Raw genomic sequence first — 22,238 nt, forward strand, 5'->3', positions numbered from 1 at the left:
GCCCGCCGTCACAGCACCTTCGGCAGCACCGCCGCCGAGGCGGGCGGCTCGTCGCCCGCCGCCCGGAACCGGTGCAGCGCCGCCCGGCCGTCCGCCCCGCGCACCCGGGCGGCGAGCCGGGCGGGCAGCACCACGGTGGTGAGCCACCCCTCGCCGCGGTATCCCTCGATCGTCCAACTCACCCAGGGCAGCGGGTAGTTGGCGGCCGGACTGACGAACACCGGGGAGCAGCCCTGGAAGGCCACCCGGTAGACGCCGAAGCGGCTCCAGTTGGAGAAGCTGAACCGGCGCTGCTGCGGGTCGAAGCCCAGCGGCACGCACTCGCCCAGCCGCGAACGGCCCAGCCCCGCCAGGAAGTCCAGGTTGGAGCGCAGGTTGAGGTGGGCGGTCGGGAACTCCTCGACCGCCGTCCGCAGCGCGGCCGCCAGCACCGCCGGGCCGTCCTTCGGCCGGTGCGGCACGTGCACCTCGCTCAGCAGGTTGCCCACCAGGGCGGGCGAAAGGCCGAGCCAGCGGCGGGCGTTGACCGGGACGGTGAGCATCCGCTCGGCCTGGTCGCCGTCCAACTCCCGCAGGGTGGCGAGCACATGGGCGCAGAGCACGTCCCCGGCAGAGAGCCGGCGCCCGGCGGCCGCCCCGAACTCCTCGCGCATCCGGTCGACCTCGGCCTCGGTGAAGGCGATCCGGACGGTCCGGTTGGCGCGCGGTCCGGCCGCGACCTCGCGGGCCAGCTGCTCCGCCTCCGCCGGTTCCGGCAGCCGGAAGCCGGGGCGCCCGCAGTCCTCGGCCGGCAGCACGGCGGCCAGCAACGCGTCCTGGTCGTCGACGAGTTCGGCCTCCGGCAGCGGCTCGCCCTCGACCGCCGCGGACCAGATCCGCAGCAGCAGCGCGAAGCTGTGCAGGTCCCCGATCGCGTGGTGCCAGGAGCAGCCGAGCACCGTCCCGCCGTCGGAGGTCCGGGTGAGCCGGACGGTGAACAGCGGGGCGGCGCCGGTGCGCGCGGCGACGGCGTCCACCGGGTCGACCAGTTCGGAGCCGGCCGCGACCACCCGGGCCATCGCCTCGGCGAGGGTGCCGTCCACCGTGTAGACCGCCAGCGGCACCCCGGAGTCGTCGCAGACCGCCCGGAGCGCGCCGTCCTCGGTCCGCAGCCGGCCGGCGAACACCGGCACCCGCTCCAGGGCGCGGGCGAGTCCGGCGGCGAGCCGGTCCTCGTCCAGCGGCCGGTCGAAGCAGAGCACGACGGAGACGGCGAGGTCGGCGAGCATGGTGTCCATCAGGCCCAGGCGCAGCACCCGGCCGTCGGCCCGACCGGCGCGGACGGTCCGGGAGCTGCGCGGATGCGGCCAGATCGTCATGGGTTCCCATCCGGTGGTTCGGCCTGCGGGCACGCCGAACGATAGTGCCGCGCCGAGGCAGTGGTCCAGTCCAATGTCAGGATCCGGAAAGGCCGTTCGGGCCCGCCGACGATAGAATGCCGAGCATGGGACAGCGCCCCGGCGCACCCACCGCGCCGCCCCTCGTCCTGGTCACCGACCGCGAATCCCGGCTGATCGAGCCCACCCGGGCCTACCACCTGGGCCGGGACCCGACCAGCGAGATCGTGCTGGACGACCCCCGGGTCTCCTGGCACCACGCGGTGCTGCGCGCCACCGACGGCCACTGGCTGCTGGAGGACGTCGGCAGCACCAACGGCACCTACGACCAGGGCCACCGGATCGACCACGAGGACGTCGGCCCGGGCACCCGGCTGCGCTTCGGCGACCCGGCCACCGGCCCGTCCGCGACCTTCGCCGGCCTGCCCGGCCCCGCCCCCGGCGAGCGGACGGTGCTGCTCGCCCCACGGAGCTCCGGCACCTTCCGCAGCCCGAGCGCGGTGCTGGAACTGCCCGGCCGCGCCCTGCGGATCGGCCGCGCCCCCGACAACGACCTGGTCCTGGACGACCTGGTGGTCTCCCGGCACCACGCCGAGCTGCGCGAACTGCCGGACGGCGGGCACGAGATCGTCGACCTGGACAGCCACAACGGCACCTACCTCAACGGCCGCCCGGTCCGCCGCGCCCCGGTCGGCCCGGCCGACCTGGTCGGCATCGGCCACTCCTCGCTCTGCCTGGCCGACGGCCGGCTGGTCGAGTACACCGACACCGGCGAGGTCTCGCTGGACGTCCAGCACCTGGTCGTCCGGGTCGGCCCGGACCACCGGGTGCTGTTGGACGACGTGGGCTTCCCGCTCGCCGAGAAGGCCCTGCTCGCGGTGGCCGGCCCGAGCGGCGCCGGCAAGTCCACCCTGCTCAACGCCCTCACCGGACTGCGCCCCGCCGACGAGGGCACCGTCCTGTACGACGGGCGCGACCTCTACCGCGACTACGCGGAGCTGCGCCGCCGGATCGGCCTCGTCCCCCAGGACGACATCCTGCACACCCAGCTGACCGTCCGCCGCGCCCTGTCGTACGCCGCCGAGCTGCGCTTCCCCGGGGACACCGCGAAGGAGGAGCGGGAGCACCGGGTCTCCGAGGTGATCGGCGAACTGGGCCTGGAGGCGCGGGAGCAGCAGGTGATCGCCAGCCTCTCCGGCGGCCAGCGCAAGCGGGTCAGCATCGCGCTGGAACTGCTCACCAAGCCCTCGCTGCTCTTCCTGGACGAGCCGACCTCCGGGCTGGACCCGGGCATGGAGCGCTCGGTGATGCAGCTGCTGCGCGGCCTGGCCGACGACGGCCGCACGGTGGTCGTGGTCACGCACAGCGTGCTGAGCCTCAATGTGTGCGACCGCCTGCTGGTGCTCGCCCCCGGCGGCCGGACCGCCTACTACGGGCCACCGACCGAGGCGCTGGCGTACTTCGGCGAGGCGGAGTGGCCGGAGGCCTTCGAGGCCTTCGAGAACGACACCGAAGGGCTCTGCCGGGAGCGCTTCCTCGCCTCGCCGCAGTACCAGCGGTACGTGACGGCCGAGGCGGCGCACCCGGTGCCCCCGGCGCGCCCACCGGAGCCGGCCGGGCGGGCCGGGTCGCCCGTCGGCCGGGAGAAGCCGCAGGGCTGGTTCTCCCAGCTGGGCACGCTGGTGCGCCGGTACGCCGCGGTGCTCGCCGCCGACCGGCTGTTCCTGACCGTGATGGTCGCGCTGCCGTTCATCATCGGCCTGATGTGCCGGGCGATGGCCGGCAGCCGGCTCACCGACGAGAACGCCATCAACTGCCTGCTCACGCTCTGTCTCGGCGGGGTGCTCACCGGCTCGGCCAACGCGGTGCGCGAGGTGGTCAAGGAGCGCGCGATCTACCGGCGGGAGCGGGTGGTCGGCCTGTCCAGGTCGGCGTACCTGGTGTCGAAGGTGGTGGTGCTCGGCGCGGTCACCGTGGCGCAGGCCGCGGTGCTGACGGTGGTCGGCCTGGCCGGGGTCACGCTCACCGCGCAGCCCCGCCCGAACGCCCCGCCACCGGTGACCAGCGGCGTGCTAATGCCCCAGCTGCCGGAGCTGATCGTCGCGGTCGCGCTGCTGGCGTTCACCTCGATGATGCTGGGCCTGGTGGTCTCCGCGCTGGTCGCCAAGGAGGAGACCACCATGCCCCTGCTGGTGCTCCTCGCGATCGTCCAGGTCGTGTTCAGCGGCCTGATGCTCCGGCTGCACGGCGTGCCCGGCCTGGAGCAGTTCGCCTGGCTGGTGCCGTCCCGGTGGGGCCTGTCGGCGATGGCCCGCACCGTCGACCTGAACCGGCTCACCGTGCCGAGCCCGATCACCGCGGACCCGATGTTCCGCCCCGAGCGCACCGGCTGGCTGGTCTCCATGGGCGCGCTGGCCGCCCTCGCGGCGGCGTACGGCCTGGCGGTGCTCGCCCTGCTGCGGCGGCACGAGCCGACCGTCATGCGCAAGTAGCCGCCCCCGCCCCCGCCGGTAGAGTGGGAGACGAACTGCGGTGCGAATGCCGCTCGCGACCCCTGCCCCCCGGCACCGGGTCGGCGCGGCGGAGGGAATGTACCCGCCCATGGACGAGTTCGCGTTCCGCCCCACCCACGTCGCCCCGCCGGACGGCCTGGCGACCTGGACGGCGCCGGACCCGGCACGGCCCTCCGCCCGGCTCGACCCGCTGCTCCCGGTCCGGCTGATCGCCCGGCAGGGCGACTGGGCCCAGGTGCTCTGCTCCAACGGCTGGACCGCCTGGGTGGACGCCCGGCTACTGGTCGTGCTGCCCCAGCCACCCCCCGCCGCGGACGGGCCGCCCGCCCGCACCGCCGACCCCCGGCCCGCCCTCGCCGAGGCCGGCGCCGCACTCGCCCGGCACCGCGCCCTGCTGGAGGACCTCGCCGCGGGCGCCCTGGACCTGGAGTCCTTCCGGGAGCGCACCCGCGGCCTGCGGATCGGCCTGGTCGCGGACGGCGAGGCGCTCTGGGTGTTCGACCCGGTGCACGACCGCTGGTGCTACTGCGACGGGCTCCAGCTGCAGACGTACGCGGCCACCGACCGGCAGCCGGCCGGCGATCGGCGGGCGACCGGCGATCGGCAGGCGGCCACCGATCGGCAGGCGGCCGTCGGGCCCGCGGTCGCGCCGGGAGCCGCACCGGTGCCCGACCCGCAGGAGCAGGGCCCGTACGCGCCCACCCGGACGGGTGAGCCGTGACGCCCGGCGAACCGCCCCCGGCCACGGCCTCCGCCCCGGCAGCTGCCGCGACCCCAGCCCCGGCCTCGACCTCGACCCCGACCTCGGACAGCGGGCTGCCCGCCGGCCTGGTCGGGCGGAAGGTGGCGGGCTACCGGCTGGAGCAGGAGATCGGGCGCGGCGGGATGGCCGTGGTCTACCGGGCCAAGGACCTGCGGCTCGGCCGGACCGTCGCGGTCAAACTGCTGGCCCCCGAGCTGGCCCGCAACGAGGTGTTCCGGCGGCGCTTCATGCACGAGTCCGAGGCCGCCGCCGGCATCGACCACCCGCACATCGTCCCGGTGTTCGAGGCCGGGGAGCACGACGGCATCCTCTACCTGGCGATGCGCTACGTCGAGGGCGGCGACCTGCGCGCGCTGATCAACCGGGACGCCCCGCTCCCGATCGAGCGCGCCACCCGGCTGGCCCTGCAGATCGCCTCCGCCCTGGACGCCGCGCACGACCACGAACTGGTGCACCGGGACGTCAAACCCGGCAACGTCCTGGTCGCCGCCGGCACCGACAGCGAACACCCCGAGCACCTCTACCTGGCGGACTTCGGGCTCACCAAGAAATCCCTCTCGCTCAGCGGGCTGACCAGCGTCGGCCAGATCGTCGGCACCCTCGACTACGCCGCGCCCGAGCAGATCTCCGGCCGGCCGCTGGACGGGCGCTGCGACCAGTACGCGCTCGGCTGCGTGGTCTTCGAGATGCTCGCGGGCACCCCGCCGTTCCGCCGGGAGAGCGACCTCGCGCTGCTCTGGGCCCACCTCAACGACCCGCCGCCCGAACTGCGCCGGCACCGCCCGGACCTCCCCGAGGCCGTCGACGCCGCGGTGGCCCGCTCGCTCGCCAAGTCGCCCGGGGAGCGGTACGACAGCTGCCTGCAGTTCGTCGCCGAGCTGCGCGCGGCCAACGGGCCCGCGCCCTGGACGGCGGACGGTCCGCCCACCCGGATCGTCCCCGCGGTCGCCCGGGCCCCCGGCCCCACCCCGGTGCCGGACCCGCCCGACTGGGCCGGCCCGGTCGTCCACCCGCCGTCCCGGGACCGTCGGGCCCCGTCCTAGAAGCTCTGGAAAGCCGTCGACCATGAACGCCGTGAGCCAGGTCTTCGCGATGCTCGCCGCCGCGATCCACCTCGTGGTGTGGCCACTGGAGAGCTACCTGTACGGGCACCCGAGGGTGCGCTACCTGCTCACCGGCAGCACGGCGGACGCCCCGGAGGTCCGGCTGTGGCGGTTCAACGTCGGCTTCTACAACCTGTTCCTGGCCCTCGGGCTGGTCGCCGGGCTGGTCCTGCTGCACACCGGGCACTCGGGGGCGGGGCGGCCGGTGATCCTCTACATCGCGGCCTTCATGGTGGCCGGCGGGACCACCCTGTTCGTCTCGGAGCCGAAGCTGTGGCGCGGCGCCCTCGGCCAGGCGGTCCCGGCGGCGGCCGTCCTGCTCGCCGAACTGCTCTGAGGCCGGGGCGGCCCCGGTGCCGGTATCCGCTCCGGGCTCAGCGGCCGGTGCCCGCTCCGGTGCTCTCCGCGGCGCCCTCCCCGGTGACCTCCCCGGGGTGCCGCACCCGGGCCGCCAGCAGCGCCCCGAGCAGTCCGGTCAGCAGCCCCCAGCCGGCCGCCAGCGGCACCGCCGTCCACAGTTCCGGGCGCAGCGTCAGGCTGCCGCTGCCCAGCGCCGACACCGGGTTGTCCCCGCCGAGCACCGCACCGAGCAGGTCCCCGAGTCCGCCCTGGCCGAGGCCGACGCCCAGCACGGACAGCCCATAGTCGGCGTCCATCCGGGTCCACAGGCCCACCAGCAGGACGGTGACGGCGGTGGCCAGCGCGAAGCGCACGGAGTGCTGCCAGAGCCGGACGCCGCGCGGGGAGCGGCGGGCGGCCAGGAAGGCGGCGGCGGTCAGCAGCACGGCGGCCACCGGCAGCAGCCACCAGCTGCGCGCGTCGTGGTCGGCCAGGGCGGCGAGGTCGATGGTCGCCTCCTTCCCCCCGGGGGCGCGCAGCACCGCGCTGAGCGGTTGGGGGACGGGCAGGCCGAGCGCGCCGACCAGCCGGCCGTGCCAGACGGCACCGAGGCCGAGACCGAAGGCCAGCCAGACCAGGTCGGGCAGGGCGAGCAGCAGCACGGCCATGGTCGAGCGGGCGTTGCCGTGCACGAGCGCGGTGACGACCCCGGCCACCGCGCCGATCGCGACATACCCGAGCAGGACCGTCCAGAGCGCGAACGCGGCCGGGCGGACGGCGAGTTGGTAGCGCAACAGGCCGCGCGGCAGCGGCGCCCGGCGGGAGACCGCGAAGACCGCGGCGAACACCAGCAGCAGCCAGGCCAGCCCGATGCCGATGGTGGTGGCGCCGTCCGCGTGGAAGCCGACCTCCGGGGTGAGTCCGAGCGCGCCGCCGATGGTCTCCACCAAGCTGCCGCCGAGCTGGATCACGAAGGTGTGCTTGGCGGTGACGGTGATCACCACCAGGGCGATCAGCCAGAGCACCACCGTCCGGGCGATCCGGCCCAGCAGTTCACCGCCGCCCGCGACCGCGCGGAACCGCAGTTGACGCAGGAACACCTCGGCGATCACCACCGCGCCGACCAGCGAGACGCTCAGCGGCATCGCAGTGACCCCGGCGTCCACCGCCGCGAAGCTGCCCGCCCCGCCGTCGAGTTGCACCGAACCGCCGACGGCCAGCGCCAGCGTCGCGGCCAGCACCGGCGGGAAGCCGCCCTCCGGGAGGTCGCTCGCGCCGGCCAGCCAGAGGCCCAGCGCGGCCACCGCCGCCATCGCGACGAGTCCGGCCAGCACCACGGCGAGCGCGTCCAGCCAGCCGCGGACGGCTCCGGGCGGGCCGGCGGCCCCGGTGGTGGGCTGCTGCATGCCGCCTCCCTCTGCTCGAACGGGCCTGGTCCGTTCCCAGAGTGACCGACCGCCGCGGGGCACGCTCGGCGACGGCGGGACCACCTGCTGTTGCGGCGAACGGGGCACCGGGGGAGAAATGGAACCCAGTGGCAGGAGCTTCCCGTGCCGACCGTTCGTGTCGGCCGCCTGCGAAACGGAGCCTCGATGAGTTCCCAACCGCCCCCGTCCGGCCCGCCGAGCGAGCCGCCCTCCGGTCCCCCGTCCGGCCCGCTGGCCGGTCCCCCGTCGGGTGGCGGCACGGGCGGACCGCCGTCCGTGCCGCCGCCGCCCTCGGGCCCCTCGGGCCCGTCGCCGGGCGGCGGGGGCGGCTCCAGCGCGGGCAGCGGGCGCGGTCCGCGCACGCCGTGGTGGCGCTCCGGGAAGGGGTTGTCGGTCGCGGCGGGCGTGGTGGTGGCGGCCGTGGTGGCGACGGTGCTGATCGTCAACAACCAGGGCGGCAAGAACGAGGCCGTCCCGACCGCCAACGAGGTCGCCCTCCAGGCCCCGGCCGACCCCGGACCGGCGCCGTTCACCCCATCGGTGGAAACCCAGGGCGTGAGCGCCCCGGCCCCCGCTCCCACCAGCGCGGCGGCGCAACCGGGCGGCACCTCCAAGAGCAGCTCCCCGGCCGTCCTGCACAGCGTGCAGGGCAGTTCGGCGGGGCTGTACGGCGGGACGATGAGCCGGCCCAGCTGCGACACCGAGCGGCTGATCGGCATGGTCTCCAGCGGTGACGCCGGACGGGCCTGGGCCTCGGCGGCGGGCATCGAACAGTCCGCGATCCCGTCCTACCTGCGCTCGCTGACCTCGGCCTACCTGCGGGTGGACACCCGGGTGACCAACCACAGCTACAAGAGCGGCGCCGTGGTGGAGTACCAGTCCGTGCTGCAGGCGGGCACCGCCGTCCTGGTGGACGCCCAGGGCGTGCCCCGGGTGCGCTGCGCCTGCGGCAACCCGTTGAAGCCGGCGGTACTGGTGAGCAACGCCAAGTACACCGGGAAGGCCTGGACGGGCTTCGAGCCGACCACGCTGATCGTGGTGGTGCCGGCCCCGCAGCCGGTGACCGAGATCATCCTGGTGAACATCGAGACGGGCGGCTGGTTCTCCCGGCTGACCGGTCGGATCGAGGTGGTGGACAAGCGCGTCGAGCCGCCGAAGCAACTCGTGCCGGGCGTTCCGCCGCCCGTGCCGTGGAAGCCCACGTCGCCGACGGCGACGGCCTCGACCTCGGGCTCGTCCTCCTCCGGGGCGACCTCGTCCGGTGCCACGTCCTCGGGCGCGACTTCCTCGGGCGCGACTTCGTCGGGTGCGACTTCCTCGGGTGCCACGTCCTCGACCTCGGGCGCGACCTCCTCGGGCGCGACGTCGTCCGGGGCCACCTCCTCCGGGGCGACGTCCAGCGGCGCGACGTCCTCCGGCGCCTCCACCGGGACGGGCTCGGCCTCGGCCACCTCGTCGACCACGTCGGGCAAGCCGTCCGAGAGCACCGCGACGACGCACTCCTCGTCCGCGACGACGCTCAGCGAGGCGCCGACCAGCAAGACCACCACGGCCGGGACCGGCACAACGAGCGAGGGCACTACGACCTCGACGGGCACGACCTCGTCCGGCACGACGACCTCGACCGGCACCGCGCCGAGGACGCCGGGCGCGACCTGCGCCAGCACGGCGCCGTCGACCCTGCCGCCCTGTCCGACCACGACCACACCCTGACGTAGTCCCGAGCCGGAACCCCGCCGCCACCGTCCGTCCGTCGGCCGGTGGCGGCGGCACGTCTCAGGGCAGCAGCACCTTCGCGTCGTCCGGGCCGAGCAACCGCCCGTCCGCCGAGCGCACCTCCACCGGGGCGACCGGGGCACCCGAGGCGCGGTCGACCAGCCTGGCCCGGGGCTCACCTCCGGCGAAGAACCATTCGTCACCCCACTGCCGCAGCGCGGTGATCACCGGGAACAGCGCGCGGCCCTTCTCGGTGAGCAGGTACTCCTGGTAGGGGCTGCCGTCGGAGGCCGGGGCGAGCTCGAACACCCCGTTGGCGACCAGGTTGGCGAGCCGCGCCGACAGGATGTTCTTGGCCAGCCCCAGGTTCTTCTGGAACTGCCCGAAGCGGCGCAGCCCGTCGAAGGCGTCCCGGACGATCAGCAGCGTCCAGCCGTCGCCGACCACGTCGAGCGGGCGGGCGACCGGGCAGGTCGACTCCTCGTGCGTGGTGCGTTTCGGCACTTCGTCCCACCTCTCGACCGGTCGGCGGCCAGCGTACCGCCGAACGCGTGGTTGCTTGTTGAAACCAGGATATGCCAGGGTGGCGTGGTAGCACATTGAAACCAACTCTGCCCGTCGAGGGGTTCCCGCTCATGACCTCCCCCGCTCCCACCGGCCCGCCCACCACCGACGCGACGCGCGCGGCCACGCCGCCGCGCAGCCTGTCACCAGCCGCGGCCTGGCTGCTCTCCGTCACGTGCGGCCTGGCCGTCGCCAACGTCTACTACTCCCAGCCACTCCTGGACCTGATCGCCCGGGACTACGGCATCGACCCGGCCACCATCGGCCTGGTCGGCACCCTGACCCAGGTCGGTTACGGGCTCGGCCTGCTGCTGCTCGTCCCGCTCGGCGACCACGTCGACCGCCGCACCCTGGCCACCGCCCAACTCGGGCTGTCCGTCCTCGCCCTGCTCGCCGTCGCCGTCGCACCCTCCGCTCCGCTGCTGCTCGCCGCGATGGCGGCCGTCGGGGTGCTGGCCGTCGTCGCCCAGGTCGTCGTCGCCCACTCCGCCTCGCTCGCCGCGCCCGGCGACCGGGGCCGGGTGGTCGGCACCGTCACCAGCGGCATCGTGGTCGGCATCCTGCTCGCACGCACCGTCGCCGGGACGATCGGCGACCTGGCCGGCTGGCGCGCCGTCTACCTCGCCTCCGCCGTCGCGACCGGCGCCATGGCCTTCGCCGTCGCGGCCGTCCTGCCGCCCGAACGCCGCGGCCCGGCCGGGCGGATCCGCTACCCGCGCCTGGTCGGCTCGGTGTTCACGCTCTTCGCCGAGGAGCGCGTGCTGCGCGTGCGCGCCGTACTCGCCCTGCTCACCTTCACCTCCGTCACCGTCCTGCTCACCCCGATGGTCCTCCCGCTCGCCGCGCCGCCCTTCGATCTCAGCCACACCCAGATCGGCCTGTTCGGACTGGCCGGCGCCGCCGGTGCGCTCGGCGCCGGGCACGCGGGCCGCCAGGCCGACCGCGGCCGCCGTCACGCCGAACGCACCGCCGGCCTCGGCCTGGTGGCCATGCTCGCCGCCTGGCTCCCGGCCGCACTGCTGCCGCACTCGGTGTGGTGGCTGGTGCTCGCCGTGGTCGTCATCGACTACGGCCTCCAGTCCGTGCACGTGGTCAACCAGCACCTCCTCTACCAGGTCCGTCCCGAGGCCCGGAGCCGCCTGACCGCGGGCTACATGCTGCTGTACTCCGTCGGCTGCGGAGCGGGCGCGATCGCCTCCACCCTGGTGTACGACCACGGCGGCTGGCACGCCGTCTGCGCGCTCGGGGCCGCCACCAGCCTCGCCGCGCTCGCCTACTGGCTGACGGCACAGTGAAGTTGAGCCGACGTCACACGCCGGGCAGCGGAACGGCCGCCGTCGGCTCCGCCGGTGCCAGGACCTCCCGCAGGGCACGTATCAGCTCCCGCCACAGCCCGGTGGCCCCCGCCTCGTCCCACAGCGCGACCAGCTCCGACCCCTCCGCCACCACCCGGTCGAGCGCTCCGACCGCGAGCGGGCGCAGCTCGGCGGGCAGCGGGCCGATCGGCTCCTTGGGACCGTAGGCGGTCGTCACCGCCGCTCCACCCGGGCACTGCGCGGCCACCAGCGCCGCAGCCGCGACGGCCTGCGCTCCCTCGTCGCCGTCCAGGTACTCCGAGCTCCGGGCGGCGCGCTCCAGCGCCGCCCGGACGAGGCCCGCACGCTCACCCGGCACGGCGGCGTCGAGGTGACCGGCGAAATCCGCCGCAGTGTCGTTGTCGAAATGGCCGATGTCCCAGGTGCCCATGAGAATTCCCCTCGTGTTCGTGTGCAATGGATGCTGGCACGCCCCACTGACAATTCGCCCGGACCCCGGAAATACGCTGGTCAACCACGTGACGGTACGGCAGGGTTCGCCCCATGGACACTCAGGGGCTGGACGAGGACGGGTACATCGCGCGGGAGGGCTCGCTGGAGCGCGTCCGGCCGGAGTTCGCGCCGGTGGTCGACGCCGCCCGGGCGCGGATCGCCGCCGCCTTCGGCCCGGACCGCCTGCACGGCGCCTACCTGTACGGCAGCATCCCGCGCGGCACGGCCGTCCCCGGCGTCTCCGACCTCGACCTGCTGCTCGCCCTGCACCGGGAGCCCACGCCCGACGACCGGCGCGCTGCCGACGCCCTCGAAGCCGCCCTCGACGCGGACTTCCCGCAGGTCGACGGCGTCGGCGTGCTCCTGTTCGGCACCGGCACGCTGCTCAGCGAGCTGGAGCGGCACGACCTCGGCTGGTTCGTCGCCTGCCTGTGCACCCCGCTGCTCGGCCAGGACCTCGCCGGGCGACTCCCCCGCTACCGCCCGGACTCCCTGCTCGCCCGCGAGACCAACGGCGACCTCGCGCGCGTTCTTCCCCGTTGGCGCGAGCGACTGGCCTCCGCCGACACGGACGCGCAGCTCACCGCGCTCAGCCGCGCGGTCTCCCGCCGGCTCGTCCGCACCGGCTTCACCCTGGTGATGCCCCGCTGGGGCGGCTGGACCAGCGACCTCACCGCCTCCGCCGAGGCCTTCGCCGCCCACTACCCCGACCACGCCGACCGGATGCGCCTGGCCGCCGTCGTCGCCCGCACCCCCACCACCGACCGGGCGGTCCTGGCCGCCCTCATCGACGGACTGGCCCCGTGGCTGGCCGCCGAGTACACCGCCGTCCACGGCGAGAAGACCCCGCGCCCCTGACCGGCGGAGCCCGGCCGGGCCGACAGCGCGCCCGGGTCCGACCGCACCTCCGGGTGCAACCGCACCCCCGGTGCGATGCTCGGCCACCGCCGCACCCCGGTGACGCACCCCCGGTGAGACGCGGTCACCGGCCGGGCCGGTGACCGCGCGGCGCCCCGCTCAGTCCACGCAGGGGATCCCGCCGGCCTTCACCGCCGGCCCCTGCATCGGCAGCCCGGCAGCCGGGTCGGCGGAGCCGCCGGCCGGCGCGGGGGCGCCCGAGGCGGGCGCGGCCGGGGTGGGGGTCGCGGTCCGGGTGGCGGCGAGGGTGACCAGGACGTGGCCCGCCGGGACGGCCGAGGACGGGGCGGCGGTGACGCCGTACCGGGCGGCGAGCGTCTGGGCGTCCGCCTTGGCGCCGGTGCCGTAGGCCACGGTGGTGGTGCGGATCCGCGCGGGCGCGTCGCCGATCCGGCCGGGCTGGTAGCCGAGGTCGACCAGCGCCTTGGACTCGGTGGCGGCGGCACCCGCGCCCGCCGCCGCGTTGACGTCGACCACGGACTTGGGCGCGGCGCTGGGCGAGGGCGAGGCCGTCTCGCCCGGGGCGTCGCCGGGTGCCGCGGCCGGGGCGGCGGGCGCCTGCTCGCGGTTGAACAGCTGCCGGACGATCTTCTTGATCAGGTCCGGGTTGACGGTGTTGACCTCCTGCCCGCCGATGGTCTTGAACCCGGTGATGGGCAGGGTGTTGAACTCGACGTTGCCGCCGGTGAGGTTGGGCGCCTGCTGGGCGAAGTCGAGGATGTTCCACTCGTTGTCGATCACGACGTCCTTCTTCACCACCCCGAACAGCTTCTGCATCTGTCCGAAGTCGTTGAGGATGCCCTGCTGCTTGAGCTTGTACTCGACGGAGGAGATGAACGCCTGCTGCCGGTGGGTGCGATCGAGGTCGCCGTTGGTGAGGTGGTGGCGCTGGCGGACGAAGGACAGCGCCTGGGCGGCGTCCAACGAGCTGATCCCGGCGGGCAGTTTGAGGCCGGTCCCGCCGCCCTCGTGCGCGGCGGTCCGGGCGATGATCGGATCGTCGACCGGGTGGTTGAGGCAGACCTGGATCGGCTCCACGGCCTTGGCGATGTCGTAGAAGCCGATCAGGTTGACCTCGGCGAAGTGGTCGATCGGGACGTCCAGGAAGCTCTGCACGGTCTGGATCGTGGCCGAGCGGCCGGCCTCCCGGCTCTGGCGTTCCAGATCCGCCTTGGAGAGGCCCTTGCCCGCGAGCTTCGCCTCGGCGGCCTCCTTGGCGATGCCGTAGGCCTCCTTGATCTTGTGCATCTTGCCGTCGGCACCGACGGTCTGCACGTAGTCGTCGCGCGGCACGGACAGCGCGGTGACCTTCCCGCCGTTGGCCGGGATGTGCAGCACGATCAGGGCGTTGGTGTTGTAGCCGCCGATCTCGCTGGAGCCGGCGTGCAGTTCGTCCTCGACGAACTGCTTGGGCAGGTCGTTGCCGTCCATGTCCTTGCGGCTGTCGAGGCCGATCAGCAGCAGGTTGACGGACTTGTCCAGGTGCGGCGGGGCGTTCTTCTTCGCCTCGTTCAGCGCACCGGACTTGATCATGCCGTCGTCCAGGCTGCGGTACTCGTACCAGGTGAAGCCGCTGGCGCCGAGCACGGCGGCCGAGACGGTGCAGGCCAGGGTGCGGCCGGCCACGGTCAGCGGGGCGGATCCCCGGCGCGGGGACCGGCCGCGCGGGCGCTTGGTGCGGTTGGTGGGCTTGGTGCGGTTGGTGCGGTCAGCCACGGCGGCCCCTTCCGCTCGGGGCACCGGCCCTGGGGGGCCGGCGGCGGTCCAGCACCGTGCGCACCACGATCACCAGCAGCGCGACCACCAGCGCCGTCGCCATCACCGGGAACGCCCCGACCACCCAGCGCACCGCGCCGGTGCCCAGGCCCTTGCCCTGGTACTTGTCGGGATTGGCCACGTACTCGACGCCCGAGGCCGTCAGCAGCACCACCACGGGGGTCGCGGTCAGCACCCACCAGCGGCCGCTCCGGCTGCACAGCACGGCCGCGACACCGGTGCCGAGCACCGCGCCGACCGCGAACAGGATGCCGACGCCGGGGCCGCCCAGTTCGTCGCCGATCCCGCCGAGCAGCGGCAGCCCCACCGCGGCGAGCGCGGCGACCAGTCCGCCGCGCCGACGGGCCTGCTGCCTGCGGCGCGAGGCCCCGGCGCGCTGGGGGTGGGCCTCCCGCGACGGGTCGGGGTCACCGCCGGCCGCTCGGGAGCGCTGGGCGGGCACGGCGGGGTCCTCGGTGCGAGGTCCCGCGTCCTGGTACGGCGTTCTCGCCCGCTGGCCGGCCATGCGCACTTCCCTCGATCGTTGCGGCTGCGGCGACGCGACCACGCCGCCCCTCGTGCCGGGACGCCATCCGTCCGCTGGCAATTCCCGCCGTCTACAGGCCTGTAGAGGCTGGTGTGGAGCATACAAACCCATTTCAGCAAAGTCACTCGCCGCCGTTCCGCAGCGGCGGACCGCCCGGCCGGCCCTCGTTAGGATGACCATGATCCCCGCCACGTCGGCACACCAACAGGAACGCACCAGAGGAGTAGAGCGTCACCATGTTTGAAAGTCTTAAGAACATCGCGGACAAGGCCACCGACCTCGCCCGCGAGCACAGCGACGTGCTCGGGCAGGGCCTGGAGAAGGTCGGCGACGTGATCGACGACCGCACGGACGGCAAGTACAGCGGGCAGATCGACACCGGCGTCGAGAAGGCGAAGGACTTCCTGCGCAACCTCGACGGCGACGCGAAGTCCGCCGAGTAGGACCGGCCGGGCCTCCCGCGGGGCGCGAGCGAGCGTACGACGGTCGAACTGGATGACGAGCGAACGGGGAGGGCCGACGGCGATGAGCGAAGAGCAGAAGGGTCCGCGCTGGGGGCGCTGGATCGTGATCGGCGTCCTGGCGGCGGCCGGGTGGGGCATCGTCCGCAGCGGCGGCCACGAACCCGGGGCCGCTTCGGCGACGCCCTCGTCCTCGTCGTCCGCCACCGCCCCGTCGTCCGTCGCCTCCGGTTCGGCGGGCGCCGGGTCCGGCGGGCCGTCGGCGGTCCCGTCGAAGCCCTCCGGCCCCTACGAGCCCGCCGACTACGCGGCGCCGGTGCGCCGGTACGCGGCCGAGGCCGGGATCAACCCCCAGCTGCTGATGGCGATCCTCTACAACGAGGCGTACAAGCCGCACGACCCCGACTTCGAGCGGGCCTGGCAGCGCGGCAAGCCGGACGCCGCCTTCGGCATCGCCAACATGCACCGGGCCGCCTTCGACGACACCAAGCCGGGCCGCCCGTTCGCCTCCCGCCGCTGGGAGGAGCTGCCGGACGACCGCAACCTGGCCGTCCAGGCAGCCGCCTGGCACCTCCACGACCTCGCCGAACAGCTCCCCGCCAAGGTGAGCGCCCCGCTGGACCAGGACGAGCTGCTCGCCCTCGGCTACAACGCCGGGGCGGGCAACATGCTCGCCTTCGCCCGGGGCGTCAAGATCGGCCCGCAGGCGCAGTCCTACCTGGACCGCCTGCACGACAACTGGGCGAAGTCCGGCGAGGCCGTGAAGCAGCGGTGACGGCCGGTCAGCTCGCGCCGAGCCGGTCGGCCCACTTGGCACGCCAGGCGAGCGCGTCGGCGACGCCCTCGGCGAGGGTGCGCCGCGGCGTCCAGTCGAGCAGCTCGCGGGCGGCGTCGACGGAGGCGTAGCAGCCGATCACGTCGCCCGGACGCGGGCCCGCCTCGCGGACGTCCAGCTTGCCACCGACGGCCTGTTCGAAGGCGGCGACCAGCTCGCGGACGGTGGTGCCCTCGCCCGTCCCGACGTTGATCGCCCGGAAGCGGTCGGCGGCGTCGGGGGCGATCACCTCGTCGAACCGGAGCAGCGCCGCGACGTGGGCCTCCGCCAGGTCCTGCACGTGGACGTAGTCGCGGATGCCGGAGCCGTCCCGGGTCGGCCAGTCCACGCCGGTGACGGTGAACGGGGTACCCTCGGTGTGGGCCTCGATCAGCTTGCCCAGGGCGTGGCTGGGGTTGAGGTTCTGCAGGCCGGTGCGCAGCCGGGAGTCGGCACCGACCGGGTTGAAGTACCGCAGGGTGATGACCCGTTGCCGCTCGGCGCCCTCGCCCCGGGTCCAGTCCTGGAGCACCTGCTCCATCATCAGCTTGGTGCGCGCGTACGGGCTGTTCGCCTCCAGCGCCGAGTCCTCGTCGACCCGGCCGTCCGGGGTGGGCGCGTAGATCGAGGCGGAGCTGCTGAACACCACCCGGGTGCAGCCGTGGCGCTGGAGGGCGTCGAGCAGCTCGACGGTCTTGGCGACGTTCTCCCGGTAGTAGAACAGCGGCTTGGCCACCGACTCCGGGACGACGATCCTGGCCGCGCAGTGCACGGTGGCGTCGATGTCCGGGTGTTCGGTGAAGATCCGCTCCAGCAGGGCGGCGTCGGCGATGTCGCCCCCGTAGAAGACGCGGTTCTCCACGAACTCGGCGCGGCCCTTGGACAGGTCGTCCAGGACGACCGGGGTGATGCCCCGGTCCAGCAGGACCGAGGCCACCGTGCTGCCGATGAAGCCGGCACCGCCGGTGATCAGGACCTTCCTCATGCGCGGACGCTCCCTCGCGATCGGCCGGGCGTCCGGTGACGCCCGGTGATCGCTCAGACGTGTCTCGTACGCCACGGGTTCCCGGTTTGCCGTGCGTGATGGATCACGGTCGCCGACGGCCGGCCGGGGCGCGCCCTGCTCCGGCCCGTCAGCGGCGGGCGCGTCCGCGCAGCCAGAAGCCGGTGCCGACCAGCAGCACGGCCGCGGTGGCGGTGCCGATGGCCGCCCAGGTGGTGGCGTCGTCGGTGGTCTCGTGGGCGGGCGCGGCGGTGGTGGCCGCGGCGGCCACCACGGTCGGGCCCGCGGTGGGTGTGGCGCCGGACGCGGCGGAGGCTCCTGCGGAGGCCGAGGAGTTGGCGGCCGAGGCCGCAGCGGAGGCCGAGGCCGCAGCGGAGGGGGCCGCGTCCAGTGGCACCGGGTCGCTGATCGCCGCCGCCTCGACGTCGAGTTCGCGCTCGCCGTGGCCCAGCGAGGGGAAGGCGCAGTCGACGGAGATCTTCCAGTGCCCGGCGGGCAGCAGCTCCCGGGTGGTGTAGGTGCCCGGGCGGCCCGGCACGGCGACCAGCCGCCAGGGGCCGACCGTCCGGCCGTCGGCGGCGGTCGCGGAGAGCGTGCCGGCGAACTCCTCGGTAACCGGGTCGTGGTCGTTCTCCCAGGTGGCGACGGTGCTGACGCGGCCGTCCTGCTGACCGGTCACGTCCAGGTGGACGGTGTCACCGTGGGCGGCGGCGGGTGCGGCGGTGGGCAGGACGGCGACGGCGGCGAGGGCTAGGGAGGCGAGCAGCGGGCGGGTGCGGGTTCGCATGTCGGGCGGTCCTCGGCGGGTGGGGTGAGGGTTCGTGGAGCGGCGGCGCCGGGTGCGGCCGCCGTCCGGTGACGGCGGCCGCACCCGTGGTGCGGGATCGTGCGGGGTGGAACGGGGTGGTGCGGGATCGTGCGGTCGTACCGGCTACAAGGTCTTCACCAGCGACCAGTTCTGGTACGGCCGGCCGTTCGGCTGCTGCAACTCCAGCAGCCAACCACCGTAGTACCAACGGTCGCTGAGCCCGAGCACCAGCCCGGTCCCGTCGGCGGCGAGGGTGAACCCGCCGTCCGTGGCGGCGAGTTGCCACTTCTGCGCGGCGGCGTCGGAGCACGGCTGCTGCGCCACGTACTGTCCGGCCACCGGGGTGCCGCCGAGCTGCAGGCACTTGCCCGAGCGCGCGGACTTGATCCGCAGCGCACCGTTGCCGGCATCCTCGAACTGCCACTTCTGGTTGGCGTAGCCGGTGCGCTGGTAGCCGATCGCCACGGTGCCGTCGTTCATCGAGCTGCCCCACAGGTCGGCGGCCTGGCCGGTGAGGCCGTTGACCATGCTGTAGTGGGCCCCGGGCTGGGGGCGGCCGGCGTCGGCGAGGGTGCGGAAGTTCGCCGCGCGGCCGGGCTTGCCGACCGATCCGGCGGCGTCGCGGACGGCTACGGCCACGGTGTAGCCGGTGCCGGGAGCCAGCCGGACCACGCCGACCACGGTCGAGCGGACGGTGCCGATGGTCTGGCCGTTCAGCTGGACGTCGTAACCGGCTGCGGCGGGAACGGCGTTCCAGCTCAGCACGACCGAGTTCTGGGTGATCTGACTTGTCGTCACATCGGGGCCGGTGCCGCCCGGGGTCGGGGTCCTGGTCGGCGACGGGGAGCCGGTGGGCGTGGCGGTGGGGCCGCCGGTGGGCGTCGGGGACGGCGAGGGCGTGCGGGTGGGCGTTCCCGTGGGGGTCGGGCCAGAGGTCGGGGTCGGGGTGGGGGTGGGGTTCGGACCGGTCCCGCCGCCGTTGCCCGCGATGAGGAAGCGGTTGTTCGCGACGTTCCAGTGCGTGGCCAGGTAACTGCCGGGCGCCGGGGAGGTGTTGTAGTAGTCGTCGTGGTTGCAGTCGAGCCGGTCGTCGTGCGCGCGGTCCGGGCAGGCGATCCGCATCTGCGGGTAGTTCGGGGCGTCCGAGTAGCACATGATGTCCCACTCGTCCGTGCAGTGACCGGCCTTGCTGGAGTTGGGTGCACTGTTGTTCACCGCGCCCAGGTTGTGGCCGAGTTCGTGCGCGGCCGTGGTGCCGCTCCAGCAGCCGGAGTCGGTCCGTCCGTACGAGGGGCCGAAGTTGCTGAGGTTGTCCTGGCCCGGGCGCTCGTCACCGGCGAAGGTGCCGATCCCGCAGTACACCTTGGCGTCGGTGAACATCATGTACTTGCGGTCCTTGCGGTTGAACCCCTGCGCGGCCAGGGCGCGGTTGCTCGCGTTGAAGTCCTGGATCTCGGAGTCGGAGATCTGCACGTTCAACACCGATGCGGTGCAGTCGGGTTCGGTGACGAAGCGGACGTGCCGCACACCGCCGGTCTCGGCGGCGCTGGCGTCGTAGATGACGTCGACGTCCGCGGCCCACTTCTTGAAGGAGGACAGGTACTGGGCGAACCGGTCGTTGCCGGGGGTGTGCACGTACACCACCTGGACGCGGTTGCCACTACTGCCGTCCCCCTCGCAGACCAGGCCCGATCCGGCGGCCGGGGCGGCAGCGGGCGGGGTGGCGGCGTCCTGCCCCGCGGAGCCCTGGCCGGCCTCGCCGAGCAGCGCCTTCTGGGCGGCGTCGAGGACGGGAGCGCCGCCCTTCAACAGGTCCGCTGCCGAGGGCGGTTGGGCTCCGGCGGGCGGGGTGAGCGCGGGCACCCGGGCGGCCGGGGCGGCGACCGGCGCAACGTCCTTGTGGATGTCCACGTCCTTGGGCGGGGCGTCCGGGCCGTGGCTGCACTGGGCGCTGCCGGTGACCTCCAGCATGTTGCCGCAGCGGTCACCGGTCGGCAGGTTCAACCCCGCGTAGACCAGGCCGCGGTCGGGCTGGTCCTTGGGTATCGCCTTGGGCGGAGCGGCCTTCTCGTCCCGCTTCGGGGCGGGCGCCCTGGTGGCGCCCTCGGCGGTGCCGGTCTCCCCCGGGCCACCGTCGTCCGCGACCGCGTCGAGCGGCGCGTCCGCCGCCGTGACGGTGCTGCGCATCGCCCCGGGCTCCAGCGCGGTGCGCAGGCCAAGGGTGCCCGCGACCAGTCCGGCCGCGACCGCCACGGCGACCAGGGCGCTCCTACGGGTGAACCTGCGGCGCCTGCGCCGGCGGAGTTCGCTGCTCCGGTGTCCCATCGCGTTCCTTTCCTCGTGCGACGGTCCGGGCCCTGTGGTGAGGGGTCCGAACCTTCCGACACGAGGGAGAGCGGGTGGGGCGGCGGGGAATAACAGAAACCTCTTGCGAAATTCCCGAGCCCGTTCGAGACGTGGCCTGGCGGAGCGTCGCCGGGCGGAGCGGGGCCGGGCGGGGCGGGGCGGGGCCCAGTCGCCCGGGCGGCGAAGTGCCGGGGAGCGCACTCGGGGGGTACGCGCTCCCCGGCACAGGGGTGGTGGCGGCCACCCGGCCGGAACCCCCGGGGCCTGGGCCCCGGCGGCCGTGTCGAATGCTAGACCTCCCGCCGGGAGCTGGCCAGCGCCCCGAACAGCGAAGTTTCCGCCTCGGACATGCCATCGCCCTCAGGTATATGACGACCAGTCACTTGGCTCACTCCAGCCCTCAGCCGGCCCCGGCCCCGGCCCCGACTCCGGCGCTCAGGCCGCGACCTCGACCCGGGCGGGACCACCGACCGCCGGTCCGCCCACCGCCCCCGCCGCCCCCGCCGCACCCGCCGCCCCCACCGCACCGCAGCCGCCGTGCAACCGGGCCAGCCCGGCGGCGAGCACCGCCCGGTCCCCGGCGAGCCACAGCCGCAGCGCGGCGGAGAGCGCGGCGCTGGCCGGGCCCGCCGACGGCCCGCCGGTGCGCATCAGCCGCTCGCCGAGCAGCGGCAGCAGGTCCGCGACCGGCGCGGGCAGCCAGAGGGTGACCGCACAGGGCGCGGGTCGGGCCAGGACCCGCAGCAGCGGCAGCACCGTACCGTCGTCGTGCAGCGAGGGGATGACCTCCAGCAGCCCGTCGACCGCGACGCCGGAGACGTCGCCGCCGTGGCCGCGCGCGAGGTCCCGCAGCAGCGCCCGTTCGGCGGCGGTGATCCGGACGGTCAGCATGACCTCGTCATCACAGTCCATGGTCCCGTTCCCCTGTCGTGGAATTGGTGGAGTCTGGAGGGTCGTGGAGCCCGGCGGGTGGTGCGGTCCGCCGGGCGGTGCGCTACGGCGGGCGGTCGAACCTCACGGACTCAATCGCGCGCCGAGGGCATTCCTGCCCCGCGACCGCCGTCCGCTACCGGCGTTATCAGGCCGTAGTGCCCGTCGTAGCGGCGGTAGAGCACCCGGGCACGGCCGTCCTCGGGGCCGGCGTGGCAGACGAACGGGCGCCCGGTGAGCCAGAGCCGGCGGGCCGCCCCGGCGAGGTCGAGCACCGGCACCCCGTCGCCGCCGGTGGGCCAGGGCTCCACCGCACCGCTCAGCGGGCAGCGGTGGGCCAGGCCGTCCCGTCCGGTGTCAGCGTCCAGGAAGAGGTGGAACCGCCGGTCCAGGAGCAGCAGTTCGCGGGCCGCCTGCGCCGGGGTGCGGCGGGCGAGCACGACCGTCTTGTGCCGGGCGATCCGCCGCCGGGCGAGCGGACGGTCGGCGTACTGCGGGCGGTAGGCGCTCTCGTGGACGGCGGCCGGACCGATGTCGCCCAGTTCGCGCAGCCGGACCACCCGGCCGGCCAGGGTGCCGAGCACCGGATCGACGGCCTCCCGGGCGGTGCCGGTGGCCAGCTGGACCCGGAGCGGTCCGGTGCCGTCCAGTTCGACGTCGGCCTGGGCGAGCGCGGGCCGAGTGAGCCCGCGGTCGCGGGCCCGGGTGAGCCGCAGCCGCAACCCGTGGGCGTCGGGGCCCAGGAGGGCTGCGGTGTCCTGCGCCCGGCTCCGGGCGTACTCGGCGTCCTCGCGCGGCAGCTCGCCGCGGATCTCCAGCCGGACGTCCAGGGCGGGCCGGCGGCGCAGACGGGTCATCAGGTTCCTCCTTCTCCGCCCACCATGCTGGCGCCCCCACGGCCGTGCGGCGAGGGTCCAAAGACCCTCCCGTCGGGGCCCGGGACGAGCCGCCGGGCGGAGGACATCGGTGCAGGTCAGGGCGATGGGAGCGGGCCCGGTCGACGCCGGCGGACGGGCCGGGCGGCGGAGCTGACGGAGGGGCGGACGC

General features: G+C 74.6%; 20 protein-coding genes. 9 read left to right on the forward strand and 11 right to left on the reverse strand.

Annotation, left to right across the window (positions count from 1 at the left end; genetic code table 11):
- Nucleotides 1-8: 8 nt before the first annotated feature.
- On the reverse strand, nucleotides 9-1,358 hold the full coding sequence (locus tag ACZ58X_RS01390; protein ID WP_470331599.1) for an acyltransferase: 1,350 nt from the start codon (nucleotides 1,356-1,358) through the stop codon (nucleotides 9-11).
- Between the two features lie 125 nt (nucleotides 1,359-1,483).
- On the opposite strand from ACZ58X_RS01390, the gene ACZ58X_RS01395 reads away from it, so the two are divergent.
- The 4 genes from ACZ58X_RS01395 to ACZ58X_RS01410 all read left to right on the forward strand — a co-directional run bounded on the left by ACZ58X_RS01395 (nucleotide 1,484) and on the right by ACZ58X_RS01410 (nucleotide 6,092).
- On the forward strand, nucleotides 1,484-3,868 hold the full coding sequence (locus ACZ58X_RS01395; RefSeq protein WP_470331600.1) for an ABC transporter ATP-binding protein/permease: 2,385 nt from the start codon (nucleotides 1,484-1,486) through the stop codon (nucleotides 3,866-3,868).
- A 109-nt stretch (nucleotides 3,869-3,977) separates the two neighbouring features.
- Complete coding sequence (locus ACZ58X_RS01400) at nucleotides 3,978-4,610, forward strand: hypothetical protein (protein ID WP_470331601.1); 633 nt, start codon at nucleotides 3,978-3,980, stop codon at nucleotides 4,608-4,610.
- Nucleotides 4,611-4,705: 95 nt separating this feature from the next.
- Nucleotides 4,706-5,695 (forward strand): serine/threonine-protein kinase, encoded by a 990-nt coding sequence (locus ACZ58X_RS01405; RefSeq protein ID WP_470331878.1) that lies wholly within the window; start codon nucleotides 4,706-4,708, stop codon nucleotides 5,693-5,695.
- Between the two features lie 22 nt (nucleotides 5,696-5,717).
- Nucleotides 5,718-6,092, forward strand: coding sequence for a DUF1304 family protein (locus ACZ58X_RS01410; protein ID WP_380398094.1), 375 nt, complete (start codon nucleotides 5,718-5,720; stop codon nucleotides 6,090-6,092).
- A 37-nt stretch (nucleotides 6,093-6,129) separates the two neighbouring features.
- Here the strand turns inward: ACZ58X_RS01410 and ACZ58X_RS01415 are convergent, their stop codons facing one another.
- Nucleotides 6,130-7,500, reverse strand: a complete 1,371-nt coding sequence (locus tag ACZ58X_RS01415) for a streptophobe family protein (protein WP_470331602.1) — start codon at nucleotides 7,498-7,500, stop codon at nucleotides 6,130-6,132.
- 408 nt (nucleotides 7,501-7,908) lie between these two features.
- On the opposite strand from ACZ58X_RS01415, the gene ACZ58X_RS01420 reads away from it, so the two are divergent.
- Nucleotides 7,909-9,234 carry a DUF6777 domain-containing protein gene (locus tag ACZ58X_RS01420; protein WP_470331603.1) on the forward strand — a complete coding sequence of 442 codons (1,326 nt, stop codon included), beginning with the start codon at nucleotides 7,909-7,911 and terminating at the stop codon, nucleotides 9,232-9,234.
- Nucleotides 9,235-9,297: 63 nt separating this feature from the next.
- Here the strand turns inward: ACZ58X_RS01420 and ACZ58X_RS01425 are convergent, their stop codons facing one another.
- Nucleotides 9,298-9,741, reverse strand: a complete 444-nt coding sequence (locus ACZ58X_RS01425; RefSeq protein WP_470331604.1) for a winged helix-turn-helix transcriptional regulator — start codon at nucleotides 9,739-9,741, stop codon at nucleotides 9,298-9,300.
- Nucleotides 9,742-9,872: 131 nt separating this feature from the next.
- On the opposite strand from ACZ58X_RS01425, the gene ACZ58X_RS01430 reads away from it, so the two are divergent.
- Nucleotides 9,873-11,096, forward strand: a complete 1,224-nt coding sequence (locus tag ACZ58X_RS01430) for an MFS transporter (protein WP_470331605.1) — start codon at nucleotides 9,873-9,875, stop codon at nucleotides 11,094-11,096.
- Between the two features lie 13 nt (nucleotides 11,097-11,109).
- Here ACZ58X_RS01430 and ACZ58X_RS01435 read toward each other — a convergent pair whose 3' ends face one another.
- A complete protein-coding gene (locus ACZ58X_RS01435; RefSeq protein ID WP_470331606.1) occupies nucleotides 11,110-11,547 on the reverse strand; it encodes a DUF4259 domain-containing protein in 438 nt (145 codons plus the stop codon).
- A gap of 113 nt (nucleotides 11,548-11,660) precedes the next feature.
- Here ACZ58X_RS01435 and ACZ58X_RS01440 point away from each other — a divergent pair, with 113 nt between their 5' ends.
- Complete coding sequence (locus ACZ58X_RS01440; protein WP_470331607.1) at nucleotides 11,661-12,467, forward strand: nucleotidyltransferase; 807 nt, start codon at nucleotides 11,661-11,663, stop codon at nucleotides 12,465-12,467.
- 159 nt (nucleotides 12,468-12,626) lie between these two features.
- Here ACZ58X_RS01440 and ACZ58X_RS01445 read toward each other — a convergent pair whose 3' ends face one another.
- Nucleotides 12,627-14,243, reverse strand: coding sequence for an LCP family protein (locus ACZ58X_RS01445; RefSeq protein WP_470331608.1), 1,617 nt, complete (start codon nucleotides 14,241-14,243; stop codon nucleotides 12,627-12,629).
- On the reverse strand, nucleotides 14,236-14,808 hold the full coding sequence (locus ACZ58X_RS01450) for a DUF6542 domain-containing protein (RefSeq protein ID WP_470331609.1): 573 nt from the start codon (nucleotides 14,806-14,808) through the stop codon (nucleotides 14,236-14,238). Before ACZ58X_RS01450 ends, ACZ58X_RS01445 begins: the two co-directional genes overlap by 8 nt.
- Before the next feature lie 257 nt (nucleotides 14,809-15,065).
- Between ACZ58X_RS01450 and ACZ58X_RS01455 the strand changes: the two genes are divergently transcribed.
- Together ACZ58X_RS01455 and ACZ58X_RS01460 are read left to right on the forward strand one after the other, a co-directional pair.
- A complete protein-coding gene (locus ACZ58X_RS01455) occupies nucleotides 15,066-15,272 on the forward strand; it encodes an antitoxin (RefSeq protein WP_360240392.1) in 207 nt (68 codons plus the stop codon).
- A gap of 82 nt (nucleotides 15,273-15,354) precedes the next feature.
- Nucleotides 15,355-16,065 carry a lytic transglycosylase domain-containing protein gene (locus ACZ58X_RS01460; RefSeq protein ID WP_470331610.1) on the forward strand — a complete coding sequence of 237 codons (711 nt, stop codon included), beginning with the start codon at nucleotides 15,355-15,357 and terminating at the stop codon, nucleotides 16,063-16,065.
- 7 nt (nucleotides 16,066-16,072) lie between these two features.
- On the opposite strand, the gene galE is transcribed toward ACZ58X_RS01460, so the two are convergent.
- The 5 genes from galE to ACZ58X_RS01485 all read right to left on the reverse strand — a co-directional run bounded on the left by galE (nucleotide 16,073) and on the right by ACZ58X_RS01485 (nucleotide 22,048).
- On the reverse strand, nucleotides 16,073-17,089 hold the full coding sequence (gene galE / locus ACZ58X_RS01465) for a UDP-glucose 4-epimerase GalE (protein ID WP_470331611.1): 1,017 nt from the start codon (nucleotides 17,087-17,089) through the stop codon (nucleotides 16,073-16,075).
- Nucleotides 17,090-17,237: 148 nt separating this feature from the next.
- Nucleotides 17,238-17,894, reverse strand: a complete 657-nt coding sequence (locus ACZ58X_RS01470) for a hypothetical protein (RefSeq protein ID WP_470331612.1) — start codon at nucleotides 17,892-17,894, stop codon at nucleotides 17,238-17,240.
- Nucleotides 17,895-18,038: 144 nt separating this feature from the next.
- The gene (locus tag ACZ58X_RS01475; protein WP_470331613.1) at nucleotides 18,039-20,240 is read right to left on the reverse strand and encodes an RICIN domain-containing protein; all 2,202 of its coding nucleotides are present in this window, start codon (nucleotides 20,238-20,240) and stop codon (nucleotides 18,039-18,041) included.
- Nucleotides 20,241-20,696: 456 nt separating this feature from the next.
- Nucleotides 20,697-21,173: a hypothetical protein gene (locus ACZ58X_RS01480; protein ID WP_470331614.1), complete on the reverse strand. Its 477-nt coding sequence runs from the start codon at nucleotides 21,171-21,173 to the stop codon at nucleotides 20,697-20,699.
- A 110-nt stretch (nucleotides 21,174-21,283) separates the two neighbouring features.
- Nucleotides 21,284-22,048: a sigma 54 modulation/S30EA ribosomal C-terminal domain-containing protein gene (locus tag ACZ58X_RS01485; RefSeq protein ID WP_470331615.1), complete on the reverse strand. Its 765-nt coding sequence runs from the start codon at nucleotides 22,046-22,048 to the stop codon at nucleotides 21,284-21,286.
- Nucleotides 22,049-22,238 lie beyond the last annotated feature (190 nt).

The organism is Kitasatospora sp. NPDC040550 (assembly GCF_055594965.1).